Source organism: Arcticibacter tournemirensis, from assembly GCF_006716645.1.
GTDB lineage: Bacteria > Bacteroidota > Bacteroidia > Sphingobacteriales > Sphingobacteriaceae > Arcticibacter > Arcticibacter tournemirensis.
In genome coordinates, this window is record NZ_VFPL01000001.1 from 3,993,764 (window position 1) to 4,020,326 (window position 26,563).

Annotated in this window: 29 protein-coding genes and 1 pseudogene; 9 read left to right on the top strand and 21 right to left on the bottom strand. The window is 47.1% G+C overall.

Features of this window, described 5'->3' with window-relative positions; genetic code table 11:
* Positions 1 to 74: 74 nt before the first annotated feature.
* The 4 genes from BDE36_RS16705 to BDE36_RS16720 are packed head-to-tail and all read right to left on the bottom strand — an operon-like array spanning position 75 to position 4,215.
* Entirely contained in the window at positions 75 to 1,400 is a 1,326-nt protein-coding gene (locus BDE36_RS16705) for a TolC family protein (RefSeq protein ID WP_161987658.1), read from the bottom strand.
* 12 nt (positions 1,401 to 1,412) lie between these two features.
* Complete coding sequence (locus tag BDE36_RS16710) at positions 1,413 to 2,519, bottom strand: ABC transporter permease (RefSeq protein WP_161987660.1); 1,107 nt, start codon at positions 2,517 to 2,519, stop codon at positions 1,413 to 1,415.
* Between the two features lie 30 nt (positions 2,520 to 2,549).
* Positions 2,550 to 3,503: an HlyD family secretion protein gene (locus tag BDE36_RS16715; protein WP_141815771.1), complete on the bottom strand. Its 954-nt coding sequence runs from the start codon at positions 3,501 to 3,503 to the stop codon at positions 2,550 to 2,552.
* 19 nt (positions 3,504 to 3,522) lie between these two features.
* Entirely contained in the window at positions 3,523 to 4,215 is a 693-nt protein-coding gene (locus BDE36_RS16720) for an ABC transporter ATP-binding protein (RefSeq protein ID WP_141815772.1), read from the bottom strand.
* 86 nt (positions 4,216 to 4,301) lie between these two features.
* Here BDE36_RS16720 and BDE36_RS16725 point away from each other — a divergent pair, with 86 nt between their 5' ends.
* A complete protein-coding gene (locus BDE36_RS16725; RefSeq protein ID WP_141815773.1) occupies positions 4,302 to 5,264 on the top strand; it encodes a helix-turn-helix domain-containing protein in 963 nt (320 codons plus the stop codon).
* Between the two features lie 250 nt (positions 5,265 to 5,514).
* Here BDE36_RS16725 and BDE36_RS16730 read toward each other — a convergent pair whose 3' ends face one another.
* From BDE36_RS16730 to BDE36_RS16770, 9 genes are all read right to left on the bottom strand, one after another.
* Positions 5,515 to 5,883, bottom strand: a complete 369-nt coding sequence (locus tag BDE36_RS16730; protein WP_128770840.1) for a type II toxin-antitoxin system VapC family toxin — start codon at positions 5,881 to 5,883, stop codon at positions 5,515 to 5,517.
* Positions 5,884 to 5,896: 13 nt separating this feature from the next.
* Positions 5,897 to 6,127: a hypothetical protein gene (locus BDE36_RS16735; RefSeq protein ID WP_128770841.1), complete on the bottom strand. Its 231-nt coding sequence runs from the start codon at positions 6,125 to 6,127 to the stop codon at positions 5,897 to 5,899.
* Positions 6,128 to 6,315: 188 nt separating this feature from the next.
* On the bottom strand, positions 6,316 to 6,840 hold the full coding sequence (locus tag BDE36_RS16740; RefSeq protein ID WP_128770842.1) for a hypothetical protein: 525 nt from the start codon (positions 6,838 to 6,840) through the stop codon (positions 6,316 to 6,318).
* 109 nt (positions 6,841 to 6,949) lie between these two features.
* Entirely contained in the window at positions 6,950 to 7,516 is a 567-nt protein-coding gene (locus BDE36_RS16745; protein ID WP_141815774.1) for a C40 family peptidase, read from the bottom strand.
* 13 nt (positions 7,517 to 7,529) lie between these two features.
* Positions 7,530 to 7,925, bottom strand: a complete 396-nt coding sequence (locus tag BDE36_RS16750) for a hypothetical protein (RefSeq protein WP_141815775.1) — start codon at positions 7,923 to 7,925, stop codon at positions 7,530 to 7,532.
* A gap of 7 nt (positions 7,926 to 7,932) precedes the next feature.
* On the bottom strand, positions 7,933 to 8,577 hold the full coding sequence (locus BDE36_RS16755) for a DUF6266 family protein (RefSeq protein WP_128770845.1): 645 nt from the start codon (positions 8,575 to 8,577) through the stop codon (positions 7,933 to 7,935).
* Between the two features lie 60 nt (positions 8,578 to 8,637).
* Positions 8,638 to 9,288 (bottom strand): DUF6266 family protein, encoded by a 651-nt coding sequence (locus BDE36_RS16760; protein WP_128770846.1) that lies wholly within the window; start codon positions 9,286 to 9,288, stop codon positions 8,638 to 8,640.
* 503 nt (positions 9,289 to 9,791) lie between these two features.
* Positions 9,792 to 10,043, bottom strand: a complete 252-nt coding sequence (locus BDE36_RS16765; RefSeq protein ID WP_128770847.1) for a helix-turn-helix domain-containing protein — start codon at positions 10,041 to 10,043, stop codon at positions 9,792 to 9,794.
* Between the two features lie 38 nt (positions 10,044 to 10,081).
* Entirely contained in the window at positions 10,082 to 11,518 is a 1,437-nt protein-coding gene (locus tag BDE36_RS16770; protein ID WP_141815776.1) for an aminotransferase class I/II-fold pyridoxal phosphate-dependent enzyme, read from the bottom strand.
* A gap of 252 nt (positions 11,519 to 11,770) precedes the next feature.
* Here BDE36_RS16770 and BDE36_RS16775 point away from each other — a divergent pair, with 252 nt between their 5' ends.
* The 4 genes from BDE36_RS16775 to BDE36_RS16790 all read left to right on the top strand — a co-directional run bounded on the left by BDE36_RS16775 (position 11,771) and on the right by BDE36_RS16790 (position 14,602).
* Positions 11,771 to 12,325 (top strand): cyclic nucleotide-binding domain-containing protein, encoded by a 555-nt coding sequence (locus BDE36_RS16775; protein ID WP_141815777.1) that lies wholly within the window; start codon positions 11,771 to 11,773, stop codon positions 12,323 to 12,325.
* 120 nt (positions 12,326 to 12,445) lie between these two features.
* The gene (locus BDE36_RS16780; protein WP_141815778.1) at positions 12,446 to 13,750 is read left to right on the top strand and encodes a serine/threonine protein kinase; all 1,305 of its coding nucleotides are present in this window, start codon (positions 12,446 to 12,448) and stop codon (positions 13,748 to 13,750) included.
* A 6-nt stretch (positions 13,751 to 13,756) separates the two neighbouring features.
* The gene (locus tag BDE36_RS16785; RefSeq protein ID WP_141815779.1) at positions 13,757 to 14,263 is read left to right on the top strand and encodes a MauE/DoxX family redox-associated membrane protein; all 507 of its coding nucleotides are present in this window, start codon (positions 13,757 to 13,759) and stop codon (positions 14,261 to 14,263) included.
* Positions 14,264 to 14,281: 18 nt separating this feature from the next.
* Entirely contained in the window at positions 14,282 to 14,602 is a 321-nt protein-coding gene (locus BDE36_RS16790; RefSeq protein ID WP_128770852.1) for a hypothetical protein, read from the top strand.
* A 57-nt stretch (positions 14,603 to 14,659) separates the two neighbouring features.
* On the opposite strand, the gene BDE36_RS16795 is transcribed toward BDE36_RS16790, so the two are convergent.
* From BDE36_RS16795 to BDE36_RS16805, 3 genes are read right to left on the bottom strand one after another with little or no spacing between them, the layout of a single operon-like run.
* Entirely contained in the window at positions 14,660 to 16,150 is a 1,491-nt protein-coding gene (locus tag BDE36_RS16795; protein ID WP_141815780.1) for a TlpA family protein disulfide reductase, read from the bottom strand.
* A complete protein-coding gene (locus BDE36_RS16800) occupies positions 16,150 to 17,523 on the bottom strand; it encodes a RagB/SusD family nutrient uptake outer membrane protein (RefSeq protein WP_141815781.1) in 1,374 nt (457 codons plus the stop codon). The genes BDE36_RS16795 and BDE36_RS16800 overlap by 1 nt, the downstream gene beginning before the upstream one ends.
* A gap of 9 nt (positions 17,524 to 17,532) precedes the next feature.
* The gene (locus tag BDE36_RS16805) at positions 17,533 to 20,862 is read right to left on the bottom strand and encodes a SusC/RagA family TonB-linked outer membrane protein (protein WP_235904352.1); all 3,330 of its coding nucleotides are present in this window, start codon (positions 20,860 to 20,862) and stop codon (positions 17,533 to 17,535) included.
* A 55-nt stretch (positions 20,863 to 20,917) separates the two neighbouring features.
* Here BDE36_RS16805 and BDE36_RS16810 point away from each other — a divergent pair, with 55 nt between their 5' ends.
* Positions 20,918 to 21,106, top strand: coding sequence for a hypothetical protein (locus BDE36_RS16810; protein WP_141815782.1), 189 nt, complete (start codon positions 20,918 to 20,920; stop codon positions 21,104 to 21,106).
* Positions 21,107 to 21,161: 55 nt separating this feature from the next.
* Here BDE36_RS16810 and BDE36_RS16815 read toward each other — a convergent pair whose 3' ends face one another.
* Positions 21,162 to 21,527 carry a hypothetical protein gene (locus BDE36_RS16815; RefSeq protein WP_141815783.1) on the bottom strand — a complete coding sequence of 122 codons (366 nt, stop codon included), beginning with the start codon at positions 21,525 to 21,527 and terminating at the stop codon, positions 21,162 to 21,164.
* A gap of 468 nt (positions 21,528 to 21,995) precedes the next feature.
* Between BDE36_RS16815 and BDE36_RS16820 the strand changes: the two genes are divergently transcribed.
* The 3 genes from BDE36_RS16820 to BDE36_RS16830 all read left to right on the top strand — a co-directional run bounded on the left by BDE36_RS16820 (position 21,996) and on the right by BDE36_RS16830 (position 23,509).
* Positions 21,996 to 22,445, top strand: coding sequence for a helix-turn-helix domain-containing protein (locus BDE36_RS16820; protein WP_141815784.1), 450 nt, complete (start codon positions 21,996 to 21,998; stop codon positions 22,443 to 22,445).
* 39 nt (positions 22,446 to 22,484) lie between these two features.
* Entirely contained in the window at positions 22,485 to 22,715 is a 231-nt protein-coding gene (locus BDE36_RS16825) for a hypothetical protein (protein ID WP_141815785.1), read from the top strand.
* Between the two features lie 149 nt (positions 22,716 to 22,864).
* Positions 22,865 to 23,509, top strand: a complete 645-nt coding sequence (locus tag BDE36_RS16830; protein ID WP_141815786.1) for a hypothetical protein — start codon at positions 22,865 to 22,867, stop codon at positions 23,507 to 23,509.
* Positions 23,510 to 23,819: 310 nt separating this feature from the next.
* On the opposite strand, the pseudogene BDE36_RS16835 reads toward BDE36_RS16830, so the two are convergent.
* From BDE36_RS16835 to BDE36_RS16850, 4 genes and pseudogenes are all read right to left on the bottom strand, one after another.
* Positions 23,820 to 24,515, bottom strand: a pseudogene (locus tag BDE36_RS16835) (IS66 family transposase); the annotation flags it as partial.
* 51 nt (positions 24,516 to 24,566) lie between these two features.
* Complete coding sequence (gene tnpB / locus BDE36_RS16840; protein ID WP_141815787.1) at positions 24,567 to 24,896, bottom strand: IS66 family insertion sequence element accessory protein TnpB; 330 nt, start codon at positions 24,894 to 24,896, stop codon at positions 24,567 to 24,569.
* Positions 24,896 to 25,171, bottom strand: coding sequence for an IS66 family insertion sequence element accessory protein TnpA (gene tnpA / locus BDE36_RS16845; RefSeq protein ID WP_141815788.1), 276 nt, complete (start codon positions 25,169 to 25,171; stop codon positions 24,896 to 24,898). The genes tnpB and tnpA overlap by 1 nt, the downstream gene beginning before the upstream one ends.
* 448 nt (positions 25,172 to 25,619) lie before the next feature.
* Complete coding sequence (locus BDE36_RS16850; RefSeq protein ID WP_141815789.1) at positions 25,620 to 26,309, bottom strand: 2-C-methyl-D-erythritol 4-phosphate cytidylyltransferase; 690 nt, start codon at positions 26,307 to 26,309, stop codon at positions 25,620 to 25,622.
* Positions 26,310 to 26,563: the final 254 nt, after the last annotated feature.

Here is a 26,563-nt window from a genome sequence, read left to right on the forward strand (position 1 = left end):
AATCTATACACGCCCGTTTCTCTACCCTGACAGGTCTTAACGCCTGCAACGGCGTAAGAGAGTTTGAGAGTCCCTTATTTTGAAGCCTCAAAACCATTAAGCTTTTTGAAATTATAGTAAGCCAGAAGATAATTGTAAACCGCTTTTACATAGTTCTGCTCGGCCGTATTGATAGTAGCTTCTGCATCGAGAACAGCGCTGTAGGTAACGGTTCCCAGCTTGTAGTTGTTAAACTGATTCTGGCGCAGGGTGCGCGACAGGGTTAAACTGTTTTCGGCCGACTGGATGTTGCCGGTGGTGTTCCATAGCTCGGTTTTGTTCTTTGTTACTTCATAATTCAAATCCTGTTGCTTTTGCTGATACTGCATTTCAAGCTGCGCGGCTTTCATCCGGTATTCTTTTTTATTAGCACTGCGTGTCCATAGTTCAGTAATTGGCAGGCTGGCTTTGATCCCGATATAATTGTAAGGGGTCCACATGGAGCCGATATATTTAAAATCTGCCGCCTGGTAAAGAGTTGTATAGTTGCCGGTTAACGATAAGGTTGGTGCCCATTTAGAATTTTCTTTTCTAATTTTCAGGTCGTTCGCTTCTTCTAAGAATTTAAGCTGCTTTAGCTCCGGCCGTTCCAGCATATCCACATGCGAATCTGTGAGGTGATTGACGATAATTAAAGCCTGTAATGAGTCAGTCAATACCAACGGCATATCATCCTGGATGTTCATCTGGTACTTCAGTGCTTTCATCGCCAGGTCGTAATTCTGGGTGCTTTCTTTTTCCGTCAGACTGGCATTTTCAAGGTCTGTCTGCGCTTTCAATAAATCGGTTTCCAGGATGGTCCCCAAACGCTTTCTTTCTGAAGAAACATCCAGGTACTCCCTGTAACGCCGGGTATTGTCCTTAGCCAGTTGTAATTGCTTCTGTTTTAGGATCACATTCAGATACGCTTCCGCAACCTGCATCCTGATGGTATTTTCTTTCTCCGCCGTCTTTTGCTGTTCTGCTTTATTCTCTGCTTTAGCAATATTGATATCCGCATTTAAACCCGGTTTGTAGATATTTTGCGAGAGCTCCATACTAAGCGTAGTGAAATTGGTGGTACCCACTTCTATCTTTTCTTTACCGCCGTTGCCGCCGAAACCGTCCAGGATCATCGTTTGTAATTGTGCATTATAGCGCACTTCTCCATCCGCCTTAAGGGTTGGCAGCCATTCGTTCTTTGCTTTGGATATTTTATTCGCTGCAATGTCGGCATCCAGTTTGTTTGCCCTTATATCGTAGCGTCTTTCAATGGCCGTTTGCATTGCCTGTGCCAGCGACAATTGCTTTGGTGGCAAGGTTTGAGAACGCGAAGCTACTGCTATCAGCATCCCCATTAGTATAAAAATTCTTTCTTTCATCTGATTCATCATTTACATTCTGAAAATTTGTACCGGTTCGAGTTTAAAGATCTTCCGCATCGAGAAAATGTTGCCGATGAGGCTTATGGCAAACGTGACGAGGAACAGTCCCGTCAATAAAGCCGGTGAATAGATAATAACCTGATTAACGGCTGCCATTGCCGCCTGCAGACCGTAAAGCAAAGCCAGAGAGGCAACGAAGCCCATCAGGGCATAGATCAGGCACTGCCTGAGGATAAGCTTTGCAATAAGAAAGTTGCTTCCACCAATCGCTTTGATGGTTCCGTAGTCGCGGATATGGTCGTTCACCGAAGAGAACATCGTTAATCCAACGATGATAATTCCCGTAAGCAGCGAGAAGCCTATCAGCAGGTAGAAATTAGCCACAATACCGCTTGCAGTTTTTACATATTCGATGGAAACTTCCGAAAACGCTTCGCCCGTATAGGCTTTTACCGAAGGGATGGTCTTGTTAATCTCCTTCACCACTTCGTTAATCGCTGCTGTATCTGCCGACGTACTTTTAATCAAAAAAGCGCTGACGCTATTCGGGCTGAACCCGGTAAGCTGACGTGCCCGCTCAACGGTGGTGATAATGTTATACTGCCCCAATCCCGCATTGTTTACAGACATCCCGCTCACGAAAACCCGCTTGTCATTAAGCGTAAAATGCTCGCCCATTTTGATGTTCTCCATGTTTTCCACGTCTCCAGCATCAATAATGACGGCTCCCTCATTTTGAAGATTATTTAGAACCGTTTCATGTGTGTAAAATGCCGGAGCGCCTGCCATTTCAGGGTACTGAACACCAATGATTTGAGCCATAGCCGTACCGCCGGACCTGAATTTGGTAGTTCCCCCGGCAACAATCACCGGATAAACTTTATCTACACCAGGAACAGACTGCAGTTCGTTGCCCACGCGCTTGTCTACATTGACCAGCGAGGTAGAAGAAGTGCTCTTTTTATCGACGGCATAGATGTATTCCTTGTTACCCTTAACAATGCCAAGGCTCATGTCGAGGATGTTATTCAGAATGCCAAGCTGTGCCCCGATAAGGAAAATAGAAATAACGATACCACACAAAATACCAATTAGTTTGGCTTTATCGTACGTCATAAAACGCAATGCTGTATTCCACATAGTCCTTTACTTGAGATAGATTTTACAATCCACTTTGTTATTGATATTAACTTTTGCACCCGAATTGAGCAGCACTTTCACTTCTCTCACGCGGCGATCTTCTACAGTGTTCTCATCAGAGAAGAGTGATTTTTTCTTCAGAAACTCAGCTATGAAAACCACGGTGCCGCTGCCTGTTTTTTGCCCGTTCATCTGGGAATAGATTTCTGCTCTCATCCCCTTCGCCACTTTATCTGAAAAAAGCTCATCTACTTCGGTTACCGCGATGAGCGGACCATCCGGTGCATACTGACCAAGCTTTTGTCCGGGCGTTACATAATCACCGTCGTGTACATCCCATTGGAGTACCCTTCCGGGATAAGCAGATTTAATTTGCCTGTCGGATAAAATGGCTTTCCTGTATTTTATATTGGCATCAATTTCCTGCACTTTGCTTTTCTGCTGTGCGATGTCTGCTATCAGTTTCTGATAGTCATATTGCAAACGGGTTACTTTGGATTTGCTGTCGTTAAGAGCCTGCTCCGTAATTGCCCTGGCCTTGAATAACTGCTCGTTCAGTGCCTCATCTTTTTGCGCTTTTTGCAGGTCGCTAAGGACGGCCTTTGCATTTTGCGTTGCCGACAGAATGGCTGCGTTTTGAGCCGGAGCTTTGCTTTGTTCAATGGCGAGCAAAGCGTTGTCGGTCTGGTTATCCAGCAAAGCAAGGTCGCTTCCTTTGCTCACGGACTGGTTTTCGGCAGCAACAATCTTCGAAATGCGCCCATTGGCATTAGCGTAGATATTCAGCAAGCCTTTTTCCGGCTCTATCCGGGCAATTCCGACGACCATATTCATCTCTGCTTTTTTAGAAGCTGAGGCCGGTTTACCTACCGTATCGTTTTTTTTATCTTCGCTGGAACAGGAAATCAGCGCCAGCATCATCATTATTCCCAAAAAGGGTGTAGTCATTTTAGTTTTCATTGCTAAAAATTTAAGTGTACTAGTGTTTCATTGCGTCGGCAGCCTGCACCACCGATATTTTGCCGTTGTTTATTTCAATTGCCCGGTCGGCATAAGAAGCCAGACGGGGGTCGTGCGTTACCACTGCCACCGCTTTACCGCTTTTAGCAAGCTGCTGCAACTCCTCCATTACAATATAAATGCTGTCTTTGTCCAACGAAGCGGTCGGCTCGTCGCAAAGAATAATTTTAGGGTCGGTTACCAAAGCCCGGGCGATGGCAATACGCTGCTGCTGCCCGCCCGATAGTTGTCGCGGAAGCTTTTTTCGGTGATCAAGCATATTTACTTTTTGAAGAGCTTCGGTTGTCCGCTTTTTAATTTCTGAAGGCTTTAAACCGAGCATTTTTAAGGGAAATGCGATGTTGCCTTCTGCAGTAAGGGGCGCCAGCAAATTGAATTGCTGAAAAACAAATCCAATGGTTTCTAATCGGATAGCTGCCATTTCCACCGCAGATAAGGTGTTGGTTTTCCTTCCGTCTATTTCTAAAATACCTTCTGTAGGGTTGATGAGGCAGCCCAGTAAAGAAAGCAATGTTGTTTTCCCCGAACCGGACGGACCGATAATCAATAGCAGTTCTCCCTGGTTAATTTTGAGAGTGCAGTCGTCCAGAACGGTCATCTTCCCGGTGGGGGAATCGTAAACTTTACTTGCATTTAGTAATTGCGCTATCATCTCTTTTCTATTGTGAGACAAAATTACCATGACATAATGAGGCAAAATAGCGTACTTTGGCCTAATAATATTCGTAAACGGTCATTATGAAAATTGAAATTAAATCAAAAGACGGACTGGGGATGCTGGCTGCTTTTGCCCGGGAAGTAGGCAGTGTGGTTGAAAACGGCAGAGTAGAAGTACCGGAAAAGTTTGGAACGGGTTATATTCAAGGCTTTAATTTCGACGAACGTTTACGGATGATGATACGGAACTATGAATTGCATCAGGACTTTGCCATCAGCCGCAGGAACCAGCCGTCCAATATGCTCATATTTAATTTTCAGCATATCATTAATACAACGAAAACGCCTTCCGGTTCCAAATTACAGCCGTCGGTACAAATTACCACCCAGGGGTTGAATGCCGAACTTTTTGTACCCAAAAACACGGTTCAGAATTCTATTGCCATGGTAATTGATGCCAGCTACCTGCGCAAATTGATTGGGACGCGCGTTGACCATCCCGTGGTGAACACCATCCTGGATAATGAGCAACCGCTGTTGTTTGAAGAATTTGTAGTTGCTCCGCTGCTGAAAGTGGTTGACGATATCGTGACCGCTAAGGTGCCCTTGCTGCTTCATGATTTTTACTACAAACTAAAAACGCAGGAACTCATTTGCCAGTTACTGATTGAACTTGTCAGCAGGGATGAAAAGAAGGTGTACGGCTTGCATATTGCCGATATCAGGATGTTGTACCAGGTAAAAGAACGGCTGCTGCAAAATATGGAAGAGGCACCTTCCGTAGCGGAGCTTACTGAATTTTCCGGCATGAGTGAAACCAAATTGAAAAGGTTATTTAACCAGGTTTTCGGCAGGAGCATATTTCAGTATTTCCAAAATTTCAGAATGCAGGAAGCCGCGCGCCTGTTGAAAGAAGAACGGTTGTCAGTTTCGGAAGTGGGTTATCAGCTTGGGTTTTCCAACCTTGGCCATTTCGCCAAAGTTTTTGAAGAGGTGATTGGTGTTAAGCCAAAACAGTATAGTAAGTTAACAAATAACCGATAAATGATGGAAATCAAACAGCCTATCAATACGATGAGCAAAGTTTTACCATATTGGTTATAAAACATTCAACACTGGCTGTGACACTGATCAGCGGCTCTCCGCCCGTAATAAAGAAGTTCAGGATGTGGAAAGAGCCATGCAAATAATCGTGAGCGGGTACAACGGCGGGGACAATCCCTGAAATAGACCTTATCACGTCGAGTTTTCGGATCGTTTAAACAAGCTGTGTACAATTTTGCAGGAAAGAGAATCAGATTAATTCTATACCGGGTATAAAATTAAAGTCTTTAACATTATAAGTATAAAGAGGAATATTGTGAATGACTGAAGTAGCTCCAATAAGAGCATCAGGAATTTGCAGTCCATGACTTAATTTAAATTTCTCAATTAATTCAGTGGCTAATCTTGAGATCGCTATGTCAATTTCTACAATATCAAAATACTTGATTTTTCTCTTCATACGGGCCAATTCAGTTTTATTGCCCATACCCTGATAAAGCTCCATTACAGTAATAACCGAAAGAGCTATTTGGTCTAATCCAATTTGACGTAGTCGACTTACAGTGTCGTCTCTTCCATTAAAGGAATGAATAAGGATATTAGTATCACATAGTACCATCGAATTTCAGACATTAACTTCTATGCCAGGCATCCTTGCGAATAGCATCAAGCGATCTTGGATTATCAGCCCAAATACCGAATAAGTCATTAGGATCAATTTTTTTATTACCTCTTTTTACCGGAGCGGGGCCAGCAATATCATCATTAGAAACAACTTCTATTGAATCTATATCAAGTGATTTAAATAAAGCAGTCAATTTTTTAAAATCGTTTTTGCTATCTATTTCAATAGTTACTTTCATATCATATCTGCTTGTAAAATCAGATCCATTAACAAATGTACTGAATATTTCAAGAGGAACGGAAGAAATTAACGCGCGGAAATCGATATTTCATACTCGTGAAATCAATTTTCATGGCTATCCATTTTTTCTGGTTTTATAAGATCACAAGCACAGATTATAAATGTAATAACGAAGTTTTAGAAGGTTTAAAGACACGACCTTCTGAAATAAACAATTCCAGCACCTGCCAAAATCACAAAAGCTATCCAGTACCACAACAAGCTCAACCGGTTACTTTTAAACTCTTTGGCCTTCAGCGTTGAGCTGCCACGCGCCGTGCTTTTTTCTTTGCTTTCTGTTTCTTTGTTCAGGAAGGATTTGCTGCTGATGGAACCCGAATCCTTTAAGGCCGAATAGCTTTTGCTGCTGCCTCTGATGCGGACGAGCGAAGCTTTGCCGGTAAAGCCCCCTTCCCGACTGAGATGAAATTCGCCTTCGGGAATGATTTCGGTAAGAAAACCGGTCGCAGAAGAATCGGTAAGAAGCAGGACATGCTGCTGATAGGAGGAAGATACAGCAGAGGTATGTTCTATTGCGATGGCTTCCCTCCTGCTTAGGCTATCGGTTTTCATGAGATTCTTGTTTTTAAGTACCGAGCAGGAAGAGAGAAGCACCAGCAGGAGTGCTATGTTGCGGGTTGTATGTTGCATGTTGTAGGATGTGGGTTGCATGTTAATGAATTATGGGTTATAAGTTGACAGGGGACAATTAACAAGGGACAGTTGACAATTGACAGTTGACAAGGGACAGTTGACAAGTGACAAGTGACAATGGATAGCCTTAGGGGTAACGGGCTACTTTATAAATGGAGCTGATCAGCCTTCGCTTCCGGTACACGCCGTCGCCCTCCCTGCTGCCTGCCTCGTTGGTATTGCCCTCCACTGTAATAGCGTACTTATCGCCCCATTCGTCAACAAAGCCAACATGGGCAATCCGGCCTTTTTCAGGGAAATAGATCCCGAACACATCGCCGGATTGCGGGTTGTGAGTTGCAGGTTGTGGGTTGGAGGATGGGTTGTGAGTTGCAAGTTGTGTGTTGCGGGCAACTCCCTCAACTTTCAGCCCCCTGGTCCAGATCACTTTTTCCCTGGCAAACAAAACGGGGCAATAGCCGGTTCGGGGGTTGGCGATACCAGCCTTGCCGAGGCAATAACACACGAACGCCGCGCACCAGGGATCGCCTTTTTTGAGTCCCACATAGCGAAGGTAGCCCTCTACCCTACTTCCATCGTTTCGGCCGGTTGCTTCGCGAACACCAAGCTCTGCGATATAGATTTGTTGCAAGGAGTGGGTTGCAGGCCTGAAAGCAACAATGCTCAGCAAAATGAATGATATGATTGTTTTCATGTTATCCCAATTTCTACCCTACCGCCGCAAGCGCTCCCACGAAACCAAATAACAGCAAGAGATAAAAGCTGAGGTATATCAGCACTTTGTACAGTGCAGGAAGCGATATAAAATCGTCCTCGAAGTTCCATTCTGAGTATTCGGCAAATACCGGCCAGATAACCTGAAGAAGCAGCCAGGTAAAGGACTTAAATACAAGGAATGCAAGTACCGCCATGATCACGATGCTCAATGCACCCGGATCAACCGGGGCCGAAGTAATATCAATATGCCGCGACAGCCACGGGAAAGCAAGAAAAGCTATCACCACACACAGCAGGAGAAAGCCCTCATGCTTAGGCATATTCAGCTTGAAGCTGAAATTATCCCCCTCATTAGCGGGGAAAAAGAAATGCATTAACTTTTTCATATTCATTTTATTGATTAGTCAAACAATCAGTTAACTCACGTTGAATGCCAACGCCAACAGCGTCTGGCGCAGGCACTGCGGCGCCATCCTGCAAAACAGGTTTCAGGTAGACGCTCAGGGAAGAATCTTTGCCTGTGCGCGATAGAAAAAACAGGTATGCATGAACCGTACATCCCACAAATTCTGTAGGCAGGCTCACACGAAGCCCGGCATTCTGCCGTTCGGCCTTTCTCCGTAGTACGAGGAAGATATCCTTCTCCTCATTATAGAGCACCACTACCGCTTCGTCGTCCGACCACGCATACGGAGCCTCGGCATAGAACCAGTTCACTGTAAGCAAGTCTCCATCGATAGAAGCCTGCGCAGCATAGGCTCTCATAAGCCTCCCTTTGCTCAGCACTACCCTGCTGAAATCGATAGCCAGGTTGGGATAATCACCCCGCAGCGCATACGAAATCAGATGACTCACTGCCCCATGATAACCCTGAGGCCGTTTCGACTGCGACGATATGTTATATGCTGTGTCGAGCAGCACCCTCAGCGGGTTTAAAAAATGTACAGCCATAGCCATCTTTTCCCGGCATTCGAGCTGACGTAACGTAGGCTGACTTTTGGATTTACTTCTGCGGTTATATTTTCTGTTAATGTTCATTTCCTTACTATTTGATTATGAAAAAAAGAAGGCCGGGATGACCTGTCCCGGCCCCCGGCGTTAAAGGATCACCACGTTTTTGCCATACGAAGTGGCTGATTTCGTTTTTCCGTTCTCTGAGGTAAAGAACATGAAAACCTCCACGGTATCGTTGCTAAGCTCTTCAGGAAGCTGAATACTCAACTGCTTATCCGCGCGGGTAGCTTCGCCAAGACTAAGCACATGGAATTTCTGCGTAGTGTCGTAGAGAACAACCATCGCTTTATCGGCAGCGAAAGCATTCGCGTCATTCACCAGTCCCGACCAGCTCAGCGTAACTTCACCCGGAGCCATCGATTTAGCCGTAAGGCCAACGGGTTTCATTAAACTGCCCCTGCTGATCTCTATTTTGCTGTAGTCAATAGCGAAGTCGGGATAAACACCTGTAATGGCTTTCGATTTGAAGAGATTGAAATGAAAGCCCAGGTTATACCCGGTGAGGCGTGTAATGTCCTGGCTGCTGTAGCTGTCCTCCATCAGGTTCTTCAGGGGGGCAAGGAACGATACCATCAGCGAGAACCTCATTTTCTGCTCAAGCTGCTTGTCGGTTGCCGGCTTGTTGCTGCGGCGGGCCAGGCCCCTGATGTAATCAATACTGCGCCAGTTTGCGCCTATCACACTTCCGGCTTTGCCAGAAAATCCACCGTTTGCACCTTTTATAATTTGTCCCATAATTTTTAAAATTTAGATTCAACCATCTCTTCCCGCCATCCGCCTCCCCGGGAAGCTGGGAGGTTCAGAACATCGCTCTGTGTACCGGTACGTGCCTGTCTGATGAAGCAAACGTAGCGACAAAACCCACAACAATCTAATTCACAACGCCTTATTTCCGGAATCTTCCGGTATTTTCCGGAATTTTCCGGTATTTTCAGGGTACGAAAAACTGATTTCCGGACTATGCTCTGCGGAATGAGAAACACAGCGCAAAGCCTGGCGGCAGAGCGGTGGCACCCTGTAGGCAGACTAACAGCGCATTTGTTCGGTAATTCATCGACTCGGCATGCTGGTTTTATCGACAATTCATCGACTCGGAGTCGTATAACCAGGCTCGGGCCGTAGTATGGCTAAGGAATAAACCTGAGGGCAGTCTGCCGTCAGTCTGCCAGCAGTCCGGGAGCAGGTAGGGTAGAATTTATAGCAGGGCACCAGATGAGCCGGTGCCCTGCATTCGGTTTTCAGCGGAGAGGAAAAACTTCAGATTCGATATAATAGTCGCGTTTCCCTATACGGTGAGGCTTCAAAAGGCCCTGATTTTTGTAGGTATACAAAGTGCGTTCGGTTACGTTCAGGCGTTTGGCAACTTCGGTGCTGTCGAGCCATACTACCTTAGAAGATAGTACGTTCCGCTCCCGCAGTAAGGAAAGGATTTCGGCAAGGACGCCAGCAGATCTGATGGCAGTCCTCACCAGGCGCAAAATTAGTTTCATGTTTCTTATGAGGATTTAATAAAAAAATAATGGTTTCGTTATAAATCAGAGTAAGGAGCGCTCTTTCTAAAAGCGGTGATGAACCGGGGCGCAACTGTTTCGGCCTGCGCAGCATCAATATTTGAGTAGTCCAGTTTCAATACCATCCTCTCCACGCCGTCAATCACTCTTAAGGCAGGGCTTTTTATGTAAATAGTATCTTTGTACAGAAGCTGTTTCAGCATCTGCCCATCTGTAGCGGGCGGCATGTAAAGGAACATCCCGGTTCCGGCGTCGGGAAGAAATACGTCGATGCGGTTCTTAAGGCTGTTACAGAGTTGTTTCTTTAACAAAACGGCCGCTTCCCTGCATCTTTCAGCCCTCAACCTGGCTGCCTCCTCCATGCCCGGCTGTTCTATAACACGCTTGATTGCCATCAGCCGGCATTCGGCTGCCCGGCTGCAGCTTTCAGAAAGGTGCCTGAGCGAGCGGATCACCTCTACCGGTCCGGCGGCATATTTAACGTCGTACATCGAGTGGGTCAGTTTGCTGATGCAGCTCACATAGATCACGATATCCGGCGCGTCGGCAAACAGCAGCCTGAAGGGACGGTAGCTAAACTCGTAGTCGTAATCAATTTCAACGATCGGGAATCTGCAGGTCCGGGCAAGCCCGAGCAGCGCTTCCCTGCCCGCCTCGGGAAACATGATGCCTGTGCCTCCGTCGCAGCGGGTTTCGAGGAATACACCTTTGACGCGATGCGCATAGGCCGCCGTGCTGAGCGATTGAAAGAATTGGTCGTACGAATTCAAATCAATCTGCATTACGTTCAACCCCGCAGATCGGATCATCCTGACCACCATCGGATTAACAAAAGCAGGTACAACTATAAATTCCCCTTCATTTTCGCGCAGCAGTGAAGCGATATGATGCAGGATGGTAAATTCGCCCTCCGTGAGGCAGATCTGCCTGGCGTCAAGAGCTATATCCCTGTGTATCAGCGAGGGCCTCACGCATTCTACGATGGCTTCTTTAACAGCTGTGATGTCACTCGTGCATGATGTCGCCTTCCGGCTGATATAGCATTTCCGGAGCTTGTCTAACAGCCTGGCGTCGGGCTCGGGCGAACTCAGGTCGAGCCTGATGGCCGTTCTTTTCGCAGGCCTCCACAACTTCCGATCCGGCTCCGAGAAATCTTCATAATCATAATTCGGTTCGCTGGTCAGATTCCGTTTTATTTCGTCCTCCAGCAACAGGCCGGTTACATAGGTACCCTTTCTGTTCCTGGTCACCAGCAGGTGTTCACGAAAAAGCATGTGACAGGCATTCAATACCACATCCTCGCTCTCGGCATACATTTTAGCCAGTATTCTTTTCGAGGGAATTTTGGTGCCTGCCGGCCATACGTTGTTCATAATGTTTTCTCTGAATCTGGCAGCGAGTTTTTCATAGCGGGGAGTTTTGCTGTCAGGATAATCATTTAGTTCTGTCTTCATTTCGATAAAGTCTGGCCTGAATGGATAGCTTGCGCGGGAAATAGTGTAGAATATGCAGCTATTATGGCAAACAGAGAAACAGGCAAATACTTGTTTTTACATTAGCGAAATAAAAATATACACGTATCGCTAATTGTGAAACATTTTTTTTGCTGGTTGTCCGGTTCGGCAGAGTCTGGGGGCCAATTTCCTGGTTTTTTTCTAAGAAATTTGTTTCCGGAATACATTTAATGGTTCTACCGCCACAAAAAAATGGAACAAATGATCAGCCTTTACCAGCAGCAAATGTCCCGGCTTGCCCTGGCGGTCAGAAATCACGTCCCGCTGATAAAACGGACTTACAGCAAACACCTGTTGCTGCTCGGACCCGAAACAAAGAGCACCACAGCCTGCATCATCAGCAAGGGACTTGCCAAGCAATACTACCGCGATATAGAAGGCAACGAAGTGATTACAGGGTTCTGGAGGATGAACGAAGTGATGCTTCAGCCCGAAAATTTCTTTCTCGAAGTAGAAGCTCCAGAGTATACCGAACTCCTCGAAGAAACAGAACTCGATATGTTCAGCCTTCCCGCCCTGCTCGCCGCAGAAACCAGTAACCCGCAGCTCCGGCTAAAAGAAACCATTATCCACATCAGCCGCATGCGTCAGCGGATACATCACGAGCTCAAAAACCGCGACACCGTTACCGCCCTTAATTACCTCGATCAATTATATCCTCTCAACCGCATCTCCCGCAAGGACATTGCCTCCTACCTTGGCAAAGCACCCGGCAGCATCAGCCGGGGCAGGCGGCGCGATTTGTAGCAGGTAACGGTGGTACACTAACGAGTAACACATATTACAGCAACATGTACCATATGCACTACCTCTGGTCCTTCCTTCCAGCCTAACTTTATTTCACTGATTAACAGCACGCTATCTGTCATGGAAAAAGCATTCGAAATATCACTACTCAGTTACGGCCCTATGCTGCAAAAGCATGATATCGCTTACCACGAACGGAATAACATGCTCGTGCACGGAACGCCAGGCAGCAGTAACGCGTGGATACTATACCTTTCGGTGAGGACCCTCGATACCGTTTTGCTGCTGGAGAACCTGCTGCCTTTATTAAAAGAAAATAACACTCCGTTCTCTCTCATCAAAAACCAGTTGCTGCAATACCAGCTGAATGCAGGGGCATTCGGCGAAGAGCTTGTTGGGAAGGTAATCACCCTTTATCCCAAAACAACGCAGGATGCAGTGATCCTTGCCGGCCAGATCAATGCCCTAAGCAGCAATTATAGCGGTCCGGTTGTTCCCGGAGCACAGAGGATCGGCAAGATCCTGTATGCCCCTAACCCAGAAAAGCTTCCTTTCCACATTGACGCAGAATACCGGCATAAGACGAAGCGGCCAGCCATATTGGGCAGGTACTATGTGCCAGTTCAGATGATCAGGAGTTCGGCCAAGGGCGATATTTACAAAGGCGTTAACCTAAAAGGCTGTGCCTTCAACTGGTGCCTCATCAAGCAGGGAAAGCCCTCGGCCCTTGACGATCATTTCGGGCGCGACATGAAAGACCGGCTGCTCTGGCAGAGGGAAGTGCTCGAAGATATCGCCGGAAATGTTCCAACTCCCCGCTTCCTCGACTTTTTTGAACGCCGCGATCACTCTTACCTCGTAATGGAATATGCCGAAGGCGAACCGCTGGGACAGAAAGTAACCGAATTGCTGAAAGGAAGGACCTGGTTAGCCCTCAACACCGAAGAAAAGAAACAATTACTCCGCTGGTACCTCGGGGCGCTCGAAATAGCCGGTAAGGTCCATCAAAAAGGCTACGTACACCGCGATATCTCGGATATGAATTTCATTATCTTAAACGACAATCGCCTGTGCGTAATCGACTTCGAGCTCTCCTACAGTCTGTCCAGGCAGAAGCCAGCCGTTCCGTTCGTGCTGGGCACCAGGGGATATATGGCCCCGGAGCAGGTACAGTATGCGGTGCCTTCCGTCAAGGAGGACGTTTACTCGCTGGGGGCCTTGTTATGTTTCATCCTCACCGGAAAACAACCTGCCGAGTTTATAGAAGCACAACCCCAAAAGACGCGCCCGAAATTACAGGGCCTTGCAGGGCCGGGCACGTTAAGCAACATCGTTCTGAAATGCCTCGACCCGCAGCGGGAGAAAAGACCTGAGGTTAAAGAGCTGAGGGAGCAGGTGCTAAATTATTACTGTCTTTTAAACTGATAAACCATGAAAATAAAACAATGGATCCTTGAAATCTCAGCATACCTGGCGGCCCTGCTGTTTTTGTATACAGCCGCCAGCAAGCTCGCTGATCTGGCGAAATTCCAGCATCAGCTCAACAACCAGGTGTTCGGCAACCAGTATACGCCGTTTCTTACCTACGCGATACCGCTGTCTGAACTGGCCGTTACCATTCTCCTGGTATGGCCGAAAATCCGGGTGTACGGTTTTGCAGTGTTCACATGCATGATGGCGGCATTCACCCTCTATGTTGCACTGGTGACCGCAAATTACTTTGACCGCATTCCCTGCGGCTGCGCCACGGCCTTCGAACACCTTTCCTGGAGCTGGCACCTGGCAATCAATATCTTTTTCACGCTGCTTGGCGGCGGCGGTCTTATACTTCAATTAATAGAAAACAAAACCCGGGTACAGGCCGGGGCCTCAAAATATTCTTTGCGCGAAGATCAGGAGAAAGCTGAAAACCTGCAGAAAAGAGTAAGCACAAGTTAAACTACTTAAAAAAAAGTCATGATTGCTAAAAAAACGACTCTCATGGAGAGGGTACGGATTGTTTTTACGGTTTTAATTACAATCCTGGGATTCGGGGGAGCAATGGCAGTGCAGGGCGGTGCAAAACAGGCCGACCAGAGCTACCGGTACATTTCCCAAACGTCCGGTCATTACATCGTTCAACAGGCACCGCTGACTGACGGAACTTACCGCTGCAACGACGCCCAGACTATTTGTACGGTCCAGTCGTCTTCCAGTCCTCAAATGGATGGAACCCAGTACAAGCTGGACAAAAATGATGCTTCGGTGAGCCTCGGGACTTTCCAAAGCACCAACTAAGGCCGTACCCTAAAAGATGAAGCGTTGCCGGCAGACGGGCAACGCTTCATTAAGTAACTACTTTTTCAGCGCCCGGATAATGGTCGCCGCCAGTATTTCAGGTCCGCCGCTATACAATTCCTCCATTTTACCACTGTAGATCTTCCCCTTCTTATCGATCAGAAATGGCCGCGGATAGGCCGTAATTCCGTAATGTTTTATTACCCGGTGCAGGCTTCCCTGCCCGCCGGTATATACGTTCAGCACTTTTGAAGAGGTATAGGATCCGCTTCTTAATCCATTCAGCCACTTTTCCCGGGTGCGGTCCACTGAAACAGAAATGAAGACGACGTCCGGGTTCTTCTCAAACTGCTGTTCCACTTTCGAAACCACATTTTTATAATAAGCGGCACATCCCCCGCATCCCGTAAACCAGAAATCAACAAACACCACTTTCCCCCTGAAGTCACTCAACCGGATCGCCCTCCCCGATGTATCGGGAAGCAGAAAGTCAAAAGCCGGGGTTCCGGGGTTCAAATGCGACCTCAGTTTGCGGAGCTCTCCGGCATAAAACGCGTCGGCGACCAGGCTTACCGCATGCTCTACCGTTTTTTCCGGCAGAAATTCATTATTGTTCAGCAAAAAAATGGTCAGCAGCTTATCCCGCAGCAGGCCCGGAGGGTAGGTACCTGTCAGCCTTTTCAGCATATCCGTGCTATTGTGCTTTTCCCCACTGATTCCGGCATCCCTTTGAATAATGAACTGAGGGAATGATGCTGACAGTGCGATAACCGTATCAGGAAAAAGCGAGTCGGGATACCGCTTGCCGGATACCGAAAGCGAGTCGCGGTACTCCCCGGTTTTCACTTTTAGCAGCTCCAGCCTGCCCACAAAATCGGCGCGCAACAAATCGTATGCCATCCGGCTCAGGCTGTCGCGGCTTTGGTCTATCAGTGTTAAGCCTGCATGTATAAGCCCGTCATAATTGGAACCTCCCCTTTCAGCCAGTTTGTCGAGCGCATACCGGATGCGATATTTAGCCGCACCGCGTCCTGAAAATTCCAAACGATACTCCTTTTGGTATTTGGTACCGAAGGCCTCCACTTCGGGGACCATTCCAAGTCCCGAGGCCCTGACCAGATGTTCCTCAGGCCTGTAAGAGGTATCCTTTTCAGCCCGCAGCACCACATCATCACCCGGCTCCATAAGGTACATGCTGATGATCTGGATAAACTCACGCAGCTTACCGGCCCTGCTGTTCTCCAGAAGGGAAAAGTATCCGGGACGGTCAAGAGATGGAATCCGGAACACGAAATACCCGGCGCCCTCCCGTACCGGGTAAGCCTCTGTATGCTCCTGGTTTAAGTCCGTTACATCTGTAAAGGTATGCCTGAAACCCACGTACCTGATGGTATCCTCCGCGCCTGCCTCAGGGAGATACACGCGAATCGAAGCCCCCTTTGAAGCCGCGCTGCCTGGCTGCCCGCTTAAGGCGAACGGAAGGCAGCACAGGCTGTAAGCAACCAGAGCTTTGCTTATTAAATGGATCTTTATCATGCTCCTTTTCATTACCGTTCGTTTTGTTCCATGGGGTTATACTTCAGCTCATTTTCAGGGATAGGGTATACATACCTCGGGTCTCCCGGATCAAGCGAATACTCCTGCCCGTTGACCCTGCGGGTAAGGCGTTTAGCGAAACGCGGATCAGGGTTGAGCCGCCTCAGGTCTTCCCACCGCAGCTGCCCGGTAAAGGGAAGCTCCTTCCGCCGCTCATTGATAATGAGCTGAAGCGCTGAAGTGGCATCTGCGGCAGAATAGGGCTCAAAGGCACCAGCGGCAAAACGATGTCCGAGCAGGTCGTTGAGTACCGACAATCCGCCCTGGATATCGTTCATCCTCACTTTAGCCTCGGCGTTGATCAGGTACACTTCATTGGTGGCAATGCCGGCAAACGGGCTGAAGTTACCGGTATAGGAACCCTTAAAGGTGATCTTCCCAGCCCCGTAGTCGCGGAAGAATATCGTCTTCCGGAGATCTCCGCCGGCATACTGGTTGTAAAGGGCAGGATCGGCAATGGCGTACCAGTCAACCGTGATAATGCCATAGTTCACGCTCTCAGCGTACAGGAGGATTTCGGACGGACGGCCGGAGACCACCGGGAACTGCCTGGAATTGGACACCGTCAGGCCCTGAAAATCATACAGGTACTTGCGCTGCTGCAATACCTTCGAGGAGTATTCCAGCGCTTTGTCATAATTGCCCATCGTGAGGTACACCTTGGCCAGCAGCGCCTGCGCAGCGATCCCCGAGGGGCGCGTCAGTTCAGCAGGCAGCAGCGGCAGCAAGCTTTCGGCTTCCAGCAAGTCCTTCAGTACCTGGCCGTAGCTCTCGCTGACCTTCGGGCGGGATACCTTCACATTGATATCCGAAGTGAGCAGCAGCGGGATGCCCGGGTCGGACGCCGCTGTTTGCGGATCATATGGCCGGGCAAAAGTCTGGAGAAGTCCGTAAAACGAAAAAGCCCTGAAAAAGAGGGCCTGCCCCTTCACCCGGTCCCACTCCGCCTGGTTATCGGGCGCCACCGCCACTTTCTGAATTCCGTCGAGCACGATATTGGCATAGCTGATCCGCTGATATGCATAGTTCCAGTCGGAGGATGGAGCCCCTTCATAGATGTCCTTCTTCCAGATATAAGCATTCTGCTCGGTGAGCGTTACGCTTTTCCAGTTCGCATCCGTAACATAGTAGTTATCTGCGCCCACCAGGCCGATTGAGGGATAATAGCGGAACATCAGTTCGTAGTCGAGCAGGGCCTGAAAGTCGCTCAGCTTTACCGGCACCAGGTCGTTCTTATTCTGTTTAACATCCAGCCAGTCGTCTATCTTGCTGCAGCCGCTAAGCAGGACCAGCACCATCAGTAAAAGTATCTTGTCTGTTTTCATCGTTAAAAATTAAAAGGAGGCTTTAACACCGAATGAGAAGGTACGGGGCGACACGAAATCGTAAGAGGGAAAATCGGGGTCAATGTCCGTTTTGGTGGCTTTCCAAAGGATTCCCAGGTTGGCGGCATACATATAGAAGGACAGCTTCCTGCTGAGCATGTAAGTCAGGCTGACGTCCTGCAGCCGGATATGATCGCCCTTTTCGATGTTTACCTCCGCGAACCTGTAAAAGTCGCTCCTGTTGTTATTCGAAGGATAAACGGCAGAAGGGACACTGGTGAAGAGCTCATCGCCCGGCTGCTGCCAGCGGTCGCCGAATCCGGCACGCGGCATGCTGATCACGTCGGCATAGTTGAGCGACGTGGTTTCTTTGCGGAAGAAATAGCCCAGCCTGAACAGGATATTGACCGATACAGACCACTTTCGCCAGGAAAGCGAGTTCATCACCGAGCCGTAGATCTTTGGTTTGGAGGATCCGCTGTAGACCAGGCTGTCGGCAGGGGTCGTGGTAATGATCTTCTCCCAGTCCCTGCTCTCCTCCCCGTTCAAAACACCAACCGGATCGCCGGTTTCCGGGTCGAGCCCTCTCCAGGTGTAGCTGTAAACGCCGAACAGCGATTTACCGGTTACCGGGATCAGAAAGGAGGCCTGCGTGAGCTGCGTATTGTTGTACGACTGGTCAAAGGCGGTGACCTTGTCGGATGCGTAGCTGAACAGGACGACCGACTTCCAGTTCCATTTCCCTTTCAGGTTCACCGTGTTAAGAGTAAGGTCCAGTCCTTTGGTACTTGTACTGGCGCCATTGCCCCTGAAGGACGAAAAACCCCGGGAGGGCGCAAGCGGAATGTCCTCGATCAAGTCCTTCCCCTCTTTCCGGAAGAACTCTACCGTCCCCGAAACGCGGTTGCCGGCACTTTCAAAATCCAGTCCGATATTTACATTCTTCACCCGCTCCCAGCTTAAGCCGGGGTTTGGCGGCCGGTTCACTACCGAGTATGGCAGGCCCAGGACGTTATTGCCGATATACCGCGCCGTAAGCAGGGCGCTGGCATTATACACGTTGCCGTTATACCCGTAGCTGGCCCTCAGCTTCAGCAAGGGCAGCAGGCCCGAATGATAGAAAGCCTCGCGGCTGATCGTCCAGCCCATTCCGGCAGACCACAAAGGGGTGACCTTGTCATTGGTTTTCACCCCAAAAATATTGGCCCCGTCCTGCCGGGCGCTTGCCGTCAGCGTATACCGGCCCTTGTAGGTATAGCCCATATTGGCGTAATAAGAGACATAGCGGTTGACCGTGCCGGGTACAAGGCTGTTCAGGGCAGGCAGCACGCTTGATCCGGAGGGGTTGGTGGGATAGGGATTCTTGAAATCGAGGTTGGTAACCGAGGTGCCGTATTCATTGTCGTAGCCGTAATAGCTGCGGTCATAGCCATCCGTTTTGCTTTCCTTCAGTTCAAATCCCATCAGGCCGTTCAGGGCGTGCTGCCCGGCAAAAAGATGATCGTAGTTCAGCTGGCCCCTGAGGTTGTAAGAGGAGAGCTCGGATTGCCTCAGGTTCAGGATGTCGCCTTTGGGGAAGTTATAGGTAATCAGCCCGGTACTGGTATTGATGGAAGCAAACCGGTTGATATAGTTCCTCACCTCGTAGGACTGCTGAAGCTGGAGGTTCCTGGACGACCCCGACTGCCGCTCCTGCTGGTAGAGCAACTCCGAGGTAAAGCCGGCGCCGATCGTGTACTTCAGGCCGGCCCTCAGCAGCAGGTCCTGCAGGCGGCTGGTATTACCGGCAAGGTTCAGCTCTTCAAGCGGGCGGTAGCTCCAGTCGGGCAGCCCCCTGGCCTCCATGCTCTCCTTATACCGCTGCCGGTATCCCTTGATTACCGGCAGGGGGCTGCCGTCCTCAGCGGCAAGCCGGGCATAAGGAAAAATGGTATTGTACTTTCCGCCTGCGGCAAACGTCCCCATAAAGACATTGTTATTATTGTCGCTGGCGAAGCGGGAATACAGGATCCCGGCGGTAATTTCTAATTTATCGAGCGGCTTATAGGTGCTCAGGGAGTTCAGCGTTACCCGCTCGTTGCCGTTCCTTACCAGGTAACTCCGGTTGCGGTCGTAGCCGGTGGACAGGGTGTAAGAGAAGTTTTTACTGCCGCCTCTCAGGGCCAGGGAATATTGCTGGTTTATGCTTTTCTGATACATGTATTTCATGTAGTCCCTGCGCACATCCTGTTCCCTCAGGACTGCGGTTGGCTGCTCCTTTTCGGTGTCGGAAAGCTGCTGGTTTCCCAGGATCTCGATAAGCGGCGAAACCACCGGGTAGCCGGAGCTGTTTGTCAGGTCGGAATTGAAATAGCCTTTTCCGTAAAGTGCTGTTTCGGCATCGATATAGTCGGAAGCGCTGATGAAGTTGCGGCTGTAGTACAAATCCGGTTTCTCCGCCACCGTCAGGTTGCTGTTGAAGCTGATGTGCAGGGGCTGGTTCGCCCTTCCTTTTTTGGTGGTTATTACCACCACCCCGTTTCCGGAGCGCGAACCCCAGATGGAAGCTGCTGCCGCATCTTTCAGTAAGGTGATGCTTTCTATATCGTTCGGGTTGATGTTCTTGATATCCCCTTCATAGGTAAAGTTGTCCAGTACGATCAACGGGTCTGCCGCCCCTTTTGAAGTGCCGTTCGTGAGCAGGGTGCTTCGCCCCCGGATGTTGAAGGGTTCGGAGCTTGATGACTGGTTGGTGTTGAATAATACCCCGCTGGCTACTCCGTCCAGCCTTTCCAGGACATTGGTGGAAACCCGGCGGTTAAACAGTTCGTTATTGATTTGCACAAAACTGCCTGTTGCCCGTTCTTTGGGGATCTGCTGGTAGCCGGTGCTGACGATCTGCACTTCATTGAGCTGTGTACTGTCAGGGCTTAGCGAAACAGAAAGGAACGTGTGCCCTGGTTTCAGGGGGATTTCCTGGGGCTGGTAGCCGATGAAGGTAATAATCAATGTGGGGTTAGCGAAGGGGGCTTTGATTTGGAAGGTCCCCTCCTTACCTGAACTGGTGGCAAGCGTGGTGCCTTTTAGTTTGATGATGGCGCCGGCGAGCCCCTCTCCTTTTTCGTCGGTGACTTTGCCGGAGATGGTTTGAGCGGACTGGGCGTAGGTATCGACGACGGCCATCAGCGAGAAGAGGATGATGAGGAAGAAATAAAAGAGAAGGATGAACTTTCCCTGTGCGGAGCTGTCATCAGGACTGGTTTTCTTTTTACCAGGCTTTAGCAGCCACGATCGGATATTGAGAATGTAGTAGGTAAGCCAGGGGCAAAAGAATCCCCTTAAGCTGTTTTTTGCTTTCATTTTATTGCGTAAAGGTTGTTGAGTGATGGAATAAGAAATAACGGCCGAACTCACCGTGGAAAGCGAAAAAGGGTTAGATGGGATTTCTCGGTTTGCGGATAAAGAGAATGTCGAACTGGGTACAGGTATTGTGATAGTAATGCCCCGGGCTTTTCCATCGCATACGTGGCCTGATTATATTCCTAAAGAGATTTTTATGCGTTTTAATGATGACGGGTGGAGAAGTAAGGATTCTGCTTTGTAATTGTGAGGGGCTGAATCTGGTGACAAGAAAAATCCGGTTGGAAAGAGACCGAATATTATACATGGTCTTTTTCCCCTTTCTTCGAAATGATACCCGGCTGAATATTACCGCTATTTTCTGAGTTTAAGGCAGGAAAATCATTGATGCTTTCGTTTCCGTGGTTATATTCTAAATATACTTCACTGAGTAGCCCATCGAGATGCTCATAGAATGTCAGCAGGTTCTGGCGTTCAGTGGAATTTAGCGTAAGAAGATTACCTGAGATGGAGCACTTTAATAGTAGCCAAAGCAGTGCTTTACTTTCCTCTTGGCTGTAGGCAGAAACAAAATCTGCAATACCTTCAAAAGTAGCTCCATTTTGTGAAAGCTCCTTCCCTAAAGAAATACTCGATTTTAAGCCGCTTGTTCCGTTTCCTGACATCCTTTGTTGTTCGAAGAATCAATGATTGAAATCCTGAACGGAACATGGCGCCTGGTATCTTTGGAATATGATTAAGGGACAGCTTAATGTTCCGTCTTGCTGCAAATGAGGCACGGCAAAGAGCCCTGAACGTAGCAAGCTGATAGGAACGCTGCCCCTTGACCATTTAATATGGTGGAGCAGAGTTCTTTCACTATCATCTCACGTTCGTTGAAATTTGCCGTTTTCATTTAGCGAGAGTCTTGTGAAAACCCTGATATAATATCTATATCTATGTAGTTTTCAAATGTATCATATTTTTTTTAACCGGAAAAACCGGCTGCTTCACATTAATTCCTCCTTTTAATGTCTTTAAATTATGTATATCTTTGTTTATTCTGCAAAACAAAGATGCATAGCGTTGATTATTAATCAAATAACTAAAAGTTATAATCGCATAACATTTGGTTATTAAAATCATATAAGTGGATGACTACAGGAACTAAAATACGTTTACTAAGAGAGCAAAAAGGTTGGGGACAGGATTATATAGCTAATGCATTAGGTGTTACACAACCCGCTATTTCCAAACTGGAATCCGATCAAACCAAACTATCTTGGGATACTGCAGTAGTCTTGGCTGGACTATTCGAAGTAGATCCGGAATATTTCTTTGATTCAAGAGTAAATAATTATAATTACAATCATGGAAGCGGCAACCAAGTAGTTAGCCCCATTACCTATAATGAAAGTGATATTGAGACTCTGAAAGCATTACATGCCGAACAGCTAAAGTTAAAAGATGATCTTTTACAGGAACGATTTGAACGGAATACGGACCTTAAAGCCCAACTCGCTGATCTTAAAAAGGAGTTAGCCGAAGTAAAAAAGCAGCTTGAGATACTGAAAGGCGAGCGTGGAGATTTGGTAAATGGCTAAGAAATAATTTTTAGTATTTTTACATTAAAGAGAGAGCATATGTATTCAGAAGCCAGAAAATTGCAGTTAATAGAGGAATTGATAAAGATAAAAAGCGAAGAGGTGCTTGCTGAAATTGAAGCAGTAGTAAAAAAATCCTCTCGCTCTTCCAGGGTCAGGAAACTTTCAGCACATGATTTCAGTGGTGTCATATCCAAGGAGGATGCCATTTTAATGGAGAATGCCATTAATGAAGGATGTGAGAAAATTAATCCTGATGACTGGAAATAACATTTTATTGGATACCAATATTGTTTCAGCTTGGTTGAAGGATAAACATCCTTTTCTTTTTGCAAGCAAAACCGTAATTAGATTAACTCACAAGAACGTACCATTTAAATGATAACTCACCAATGTAAAATCGTATGTTCGTTATAGTTATGGATAAAAGTACAGATTTGGTTTGGTATGCTTCCTATGGCTCCAATATCAGTGAGGAAAGATTTCTCTGTTATATTAAAGGCGGCAAACCAAAGGGGGCATCTAAAACTTATATTGGCTGTACAGATCCTACCTTGCCGAGTAATATTGAGGAATTCTATATAACCAGCGAACTCTATTTTGCCAAATCATCATCTACCTGGAACAATGGTGGTGTGGGCTTCCTTCGCAATGACTTTAATAAAAATGCACAAACCTGGGGCAGAATGTATCTAATTACTAAGGAGCAGTTTGTTCAGGTGCTGCAACAGGAAATTGGAGGCAAAGCCGTTCAGATAGACTTTGACCGTGCGCGAACATTAGATTACGTTTTTGCGCCAGGCTCATGGTATAGTAAAATTATTTATCTGGGTGATCATCATGGGTATCCCATATTTACTTTTACCCATGAAAAAGACCTACCAGAAACGTCCCCAAGTCCAGCGTATTTAAGTACCATCGCGGCAGGCATTAAAGAATGTTTTCCTTACAGTAACCGGGAGATTGCCGAATACTTTATAGCAAAAGCTGGAGTTAAAAATAGCTATAACATCACAAACCTAATGGAAATACTTGTTGCATTGGACGAAACCGCTGATCGCTAAAACCCATTAAAAGTCAGAGTCTTCAATAATTTCCACTAATGCAGGAAAAGTGATTCGGTTAATTTCTCGATTTAGATTAAGTTTTACTATCTCCTTTGGTGCTGAAAGATAATTGGCAATCACCACTTGAAGACCAAGAGCATTTTTTCCTGTCACATCTTATTTGCGAATTTGGGTTGTCACATCCTGTCCCAAAATATGAATACTGTTTATAACATCATAATTTACTTGGCCTTCCCAATCGGTCTCAACTGTTAAGGGTGTTGACAATACATCGACGTCGATAAAAGCATCTTTCGTTTCAGGTGGAATATCCTTTGGCTTTGATGTCGAACCTGAGCTGCTGGTAAAGTGGTTCCAGTCTTTCCAGCGCCTGTTTGACCCAGCCTTCAATGGTAGAGGAGGCTATGGGGATGTTCTCCCGGGCGAAGCGTTGCTTCTGCCGGTACAAAGGGAGATGGTCAACATACTTATCAGTAAGGATCATGGCCAGCAGCCCTGCTCCGGGAATGCCTTTATCGATCACCCTCTCAGGAAGCTCTCCTGTTTTCACTCCCTCTCCGCTTTTAGCAGCATATTTATAACGAATGTAGCGGCGAATGAAGAAGCGGGCAGGCTCACACTCCAGCTCTTCGGTCACTTCTTTGCCAATGCAGACCATATCAGAGAGGTCTCCTTCAGGATGGATCTCAATTTCTTCTACCGGTAAGTGTGCAGGAAGGGCAGCGCGGCCTTTATGAGAAGATTGCTTCTTACGGGTATAGGTAATCTGTTCCTTGATTTCTTCCTGTTGAATGGCGTCTTCTTCCGGCTGAGCTTCAAATGGCAGTACGCCTTGGGCGGGATCGCCCTCAAAGCGCTCGCGCTTCTGGCCGAACTGCAGGCGTTCTAAAAGATCGACACGGGCTTTGAGGTAGGTGATCTTTTCGTCTTGTTTTTCTATGGTGGCATCTTTGTGTTGTAAAAGAGCAATTAATTGCTCTTTTGAGAGTGCTTCCATATCCATGACGTGAAATTACGTAAAAAAGCGCGTTACTGCAAGGAAAAAGGCGCTTTTTCAGAGGTGGAAGCGTCGCAATTGCCGGCTCTTGTGAACCTGTATTCCTTCGATCATCAGCACCAGATCGGCCCAGCTCAGCTGCTCCTTTTTAGGAGTGTGGAAAGTACCCTGTTCGAGCCGTTTATAGTAAAGAACGAAGCCTCCGTTTTCCCAGTGCAGAAGTTTAATATGGGTACGCCCCCGGTTGAGAAAGACGAAGACTTCTCCTGAAGATACTTCCCTGCGGAGTTCCGAGGTGACCAGGCCGCAAAGGCCGTCAAAACTTTTACGCATGTCACAATTCCCCTGGTAGAGGAGGAACCGGTGAGAAGAGTTCAGGCTGAACATTAATACAGATGGATGAGCTGAGAAATGGCCTTCAGATCTAAAGCCGGTACTTTGATCCGCACTCCGTTAGGGTAACTAACCTCTATGGCATCTACCGATCCCGCCGGAGGGGCTAAGGGGATAAACCCTTTCTTCTTTTCTGATTCTTTGCTGCGGGACACCCAGTAGCCAAACGTTCCTGCTTTCATTCCTAAACCTTTACAGAACTCTTTTTGCGATAGTCCACTTTGGCGCCAGCGCTCAACCTCTGTCTTCATTCTTTCTCTTTGATCCATTACTTTTATCCTTATCGTGCAGGCAAAGTAAGATCATTAAGATCTGCAGGTCAAGATGGGGTTAGTCGGGCGGATACGGTAATAGTAGGTATCGTAGAGAGGATTAAGGGGAATGCGATGGTGGCTTAGGGATGTCATATTTAGATAGTGCTTGATGAAGTCTATCTGTGGCGATGCTTTCTAGATATTTCTGTTCAGGTACTTTGCCCCTTTGAGATTGCCTTTTTTGAGGCAAGAAAGGTTCGGTAGAACGAGGTTATGTTGATGATGATCCCGATCTAATATAAAACATGCCAGCCTCTTTCACACCATGCCAGCAAACTGGACGAATTGCTGCCACATAAATGGACTTCTTCTTACGTGCAATAATCTTTTTACGAAGCCAAAATAGATGGGTTAACCGGACGCTTACCCTGCAGCGACAAAGGCCCCTTTAAATTACTACTTCTTAAGCCAATGATGTCTTTTGATTGTATTCAAGTATACTATGCGCTATAGCTAAGTCCAAGGGATGAGTTATTTTTATATTTCTCCTATCACCTTCAATTAAATTAATATTAATCCCATATTTTTCGGCAACTGTAGCATCATCAGTAAATAAGGGATCGTATAGTTGTTTATAAGCTTTTCTTATTTCTTCTACCCTAAAAACTTGAGGATTTTGTACTACATGTATCGTATTGCGATCTAATGCAATCGAAGATTTGCTATCCAGACTTTGTCTTATTGTATTTATAGCAGTAACAGCAGGTACAGCATTGCCTTTATTTTTAGCCGTTAAAAATGCATCAATAATAAGTTTGTCAGTAACGAAAGGTCTAACCCCATCATGGATGCCAACAATTCCGTCGTCAATAATTTCATTTAACCCTTGCTTTACCGAGTAAAAACGTTCTTTCCCACCTTCAACTATGATATAAGGTGTTCTAAAATTATATTGACGGCATAACTCATCCCAATAGCCGAAATAATTTTTGTTCATCACCAATATAATATCCGGTGAGATAGTTGAATTTTGATAGGCGCTAATCGTATGCATAAGCACAGGACGGCTGTCTAGAAGACTGAATTGCTTAGGTAAATCACCTTGAAAGCGATTACCCGAACCTCCGGCTAATATTATCACATAGTTCTTCACTAATAATTGTTAGGTATTTCAAATATAGGTTAGTAGGCAAAATCAAATTGTAAATAAATTGTTATGTTTTTGTATCGGTTAATTGCTGTTTATGTGATTTTGCAAGGTTAATTTTATATTATCAGTGAGTGGAATGAGATTTCAACTCCTGCGTTTTTGGATTGTGATGAGCGCTACTACAGTGGTTTGTCTAATTTTCCATTCCCAAACAGGTGGCGACAATCAGTCTTTTGACTTGAAACCTCATCATTTGA

Excerpts from the sequence above, each read along its gene's own strand:
- tnpB (WP_141815787.1), bottom strand. The coding sequence starts at position 24,896 with ATGTTCAGCCTGAACTCTTCTCACCGGTTCCTCCTCTACCAGGGGAAT.
- tnpA (WP_141815788.1), bottom strand. The coding sequence starts at position 25,171 with ATGGATCAAAGAGAAAGAATGAAGACAGAGGTTGAGCGCTGGCGCCAA.
- BDE36_RS16805 (WP_235904352.1), bottom strand. The coding sequence starts at position 20,862 with ATGAAAGCAAAAAACAGCTTAAGGGGATTCTTTTGCCCCTGGCTTACC.
- BDE36_RS16710 (WP_161987660.1), bottom strand. The coding sequence starts at position 2,519 with ATGACGTACGATAAAGCCAAACTAATTGGTATTTTGTGTGGTATCGTT.
- BDE36_RS16780 (WP_141815778.1), top strand. The coding sequence starts at position 12,446 with ATGGAAAAAGCATTCGAAATATCACTACTCAGTTACGGCCCTATGCTG.
- BDE36_RS16775 (WP_141815777.1), top strand. The coding sequence starts at position 11,771 with ATGGAACAAATGATCAGCCTTTACCAGCAGCAAATGTCCCGGCTTGCC.
- BDE36_RS16725 (WP_141815773.1), top strand. The coding sequence starts at position 4,302 with ATGAAAATTGAAATTAAATCAAAAGACGGACTGGGGATGCTGGCTGCT.
- BDE36_RS16755 (WP_128770845.1), bottom strand. The coding sequence starts at position 8,577 with ATGAACATTAACAGAAAATATAACCGCAGAAGTAAATCCAAAAGTCAG.
- BDE36_RS16825 (WP_141815785.1), top strand. The coding sequence starts at position 22,485 with ATGTATTCAGAAGCCAGAAAATTGCAGTTAATAGAGGAATTGATAAAG.
- BDE36_RS16740 (WP_128770842.1), bottom strand. The coding sequence starts at position 6,840 with ATGCAACCCACATCCTACAACATGCAACATACAACCCGCAACATAGCA.
- BDE36_RS16820 (WP_141815784.1), top strand. The coding sequence starts at position 21,996 with ATGACTACAGGAACTAAAATACGTTTACTAAGAGAGCAAAAAGGTTGG.
- BDE36_RS16770 (WP_141815776.1), bottom strand. The coding sequence starts at position 11,518 with ATGAAGACAGAACTAAATGATTATCCTGACAGCAAAACTCCCCGCTAT.
- BDE36_RS16720 (WP_141815772.1), bottom strand. The coding sequence starts at position 4,215 with ATGATAGCGCAATTACTAAATGCAAGTAAAGTTTACGATTCCCCCACC.
- BDE36_RS16705 (WP_161987658.1), bottom strand. The coding sequence starts at position 1,400 with ATGAAAGAAAGAATTTTTATACTAATGGGGATGCTGATAGCAGTAGCT.
- BDE36_RS16730 (WP_128770840.1), bottom strand. The coding sequence starts at position 5,883 with ATGGTACTATGTGATACTAATATCCTTATTCATTCCTTTAATGGAAGA.
- BDE36_RS16790 (WP_128770852.1), top strand. The coding sequence starts at position 14,282 with ATGATTGCTAAAAAAACGACTCTCATGGAGAGGGTACGGATTGTTTTT.
- BDE36_RS16750 (WP_141815775.1), bottom strand. The coding sequence starts at position 7,925 with ATGAAAAAGTTAATGCATTTCTTTTTCCCCGCTAATGAGGGGGATAAT.
- BDE36_RS16800 (WP_141815781.1), bottom strand. The coding sequence starts at position 17,523 with ATGAAAACAGACAAGATACTTTTACTGATGGTGCTGGTCCTGCTTAGC.
- BDE36_RS16765 (WP_128770847.1), bottom strand. The coding sequence starts at position 10,043 with ATGAAACTAATTTTGCGCCTGGTGAGGACTGCCATCAGATCTGCTGGC.
- BDE36_RS16745 (WP_141815774.1), bottom strand. The coding sequence starts at position 7,516 with ATGAAAACAATCATATCATTCATTTTGCTGAGCATTGTTGCTTTCAGG.
- BDE36_RS16795 (WP_141815780.1), bottom strand. The coding sequence starts at position 16,150 with ATGAAAAGGAGCATGATAAAGATCCATTTAATAAGCAAAGCTCTGGTT.
- BDE36_RS16830 (WP_141815786.1), top strand. The coding sequence starts at position 22,865 with ATGGATAAAAGTACAGATTTGGTTTGGTATGCTTCCTATGGCTCCAAT.
- BDE36_RS16735 (WP_128770841.1), bottom strand. The coding sequence starts at position 6,127 with ATGAAAGTAACTATTGAAATAGATAGCAAAAACGATTTTAAAAAATTG.
- BDE36_RS16815 (WP_141815783.1), bottom strand. The coding sequence starts at position 21,527 with ATGTCAGGAAACGGAACAAGCGGCTTAAAATCGAGTATTTCTTTAGGG.
- BDE36_RS16760 (WP_128770846.1), bottom strand. The coding sequence starts at position 9,288 with ATGGGACAAATTATAAAAGGTGCAAACGGTGGATTTTCTGGCAAAGCC.
- BDE36_RS16715 (WP_141815771.1), bottom strand. The coding sequence starts at position 3,503 with ATGAAAACTAAAATGACTACACCCTTTTTGGGAATAATGATGATGCTG.
- BDE36_RS16785 (WP_141815779.1), top strand. The coding sequence starts at position 13,757 with ATGAAAATAAAACAATGGATCCTTGAAATCTCAGCATACCTGGCGGCC.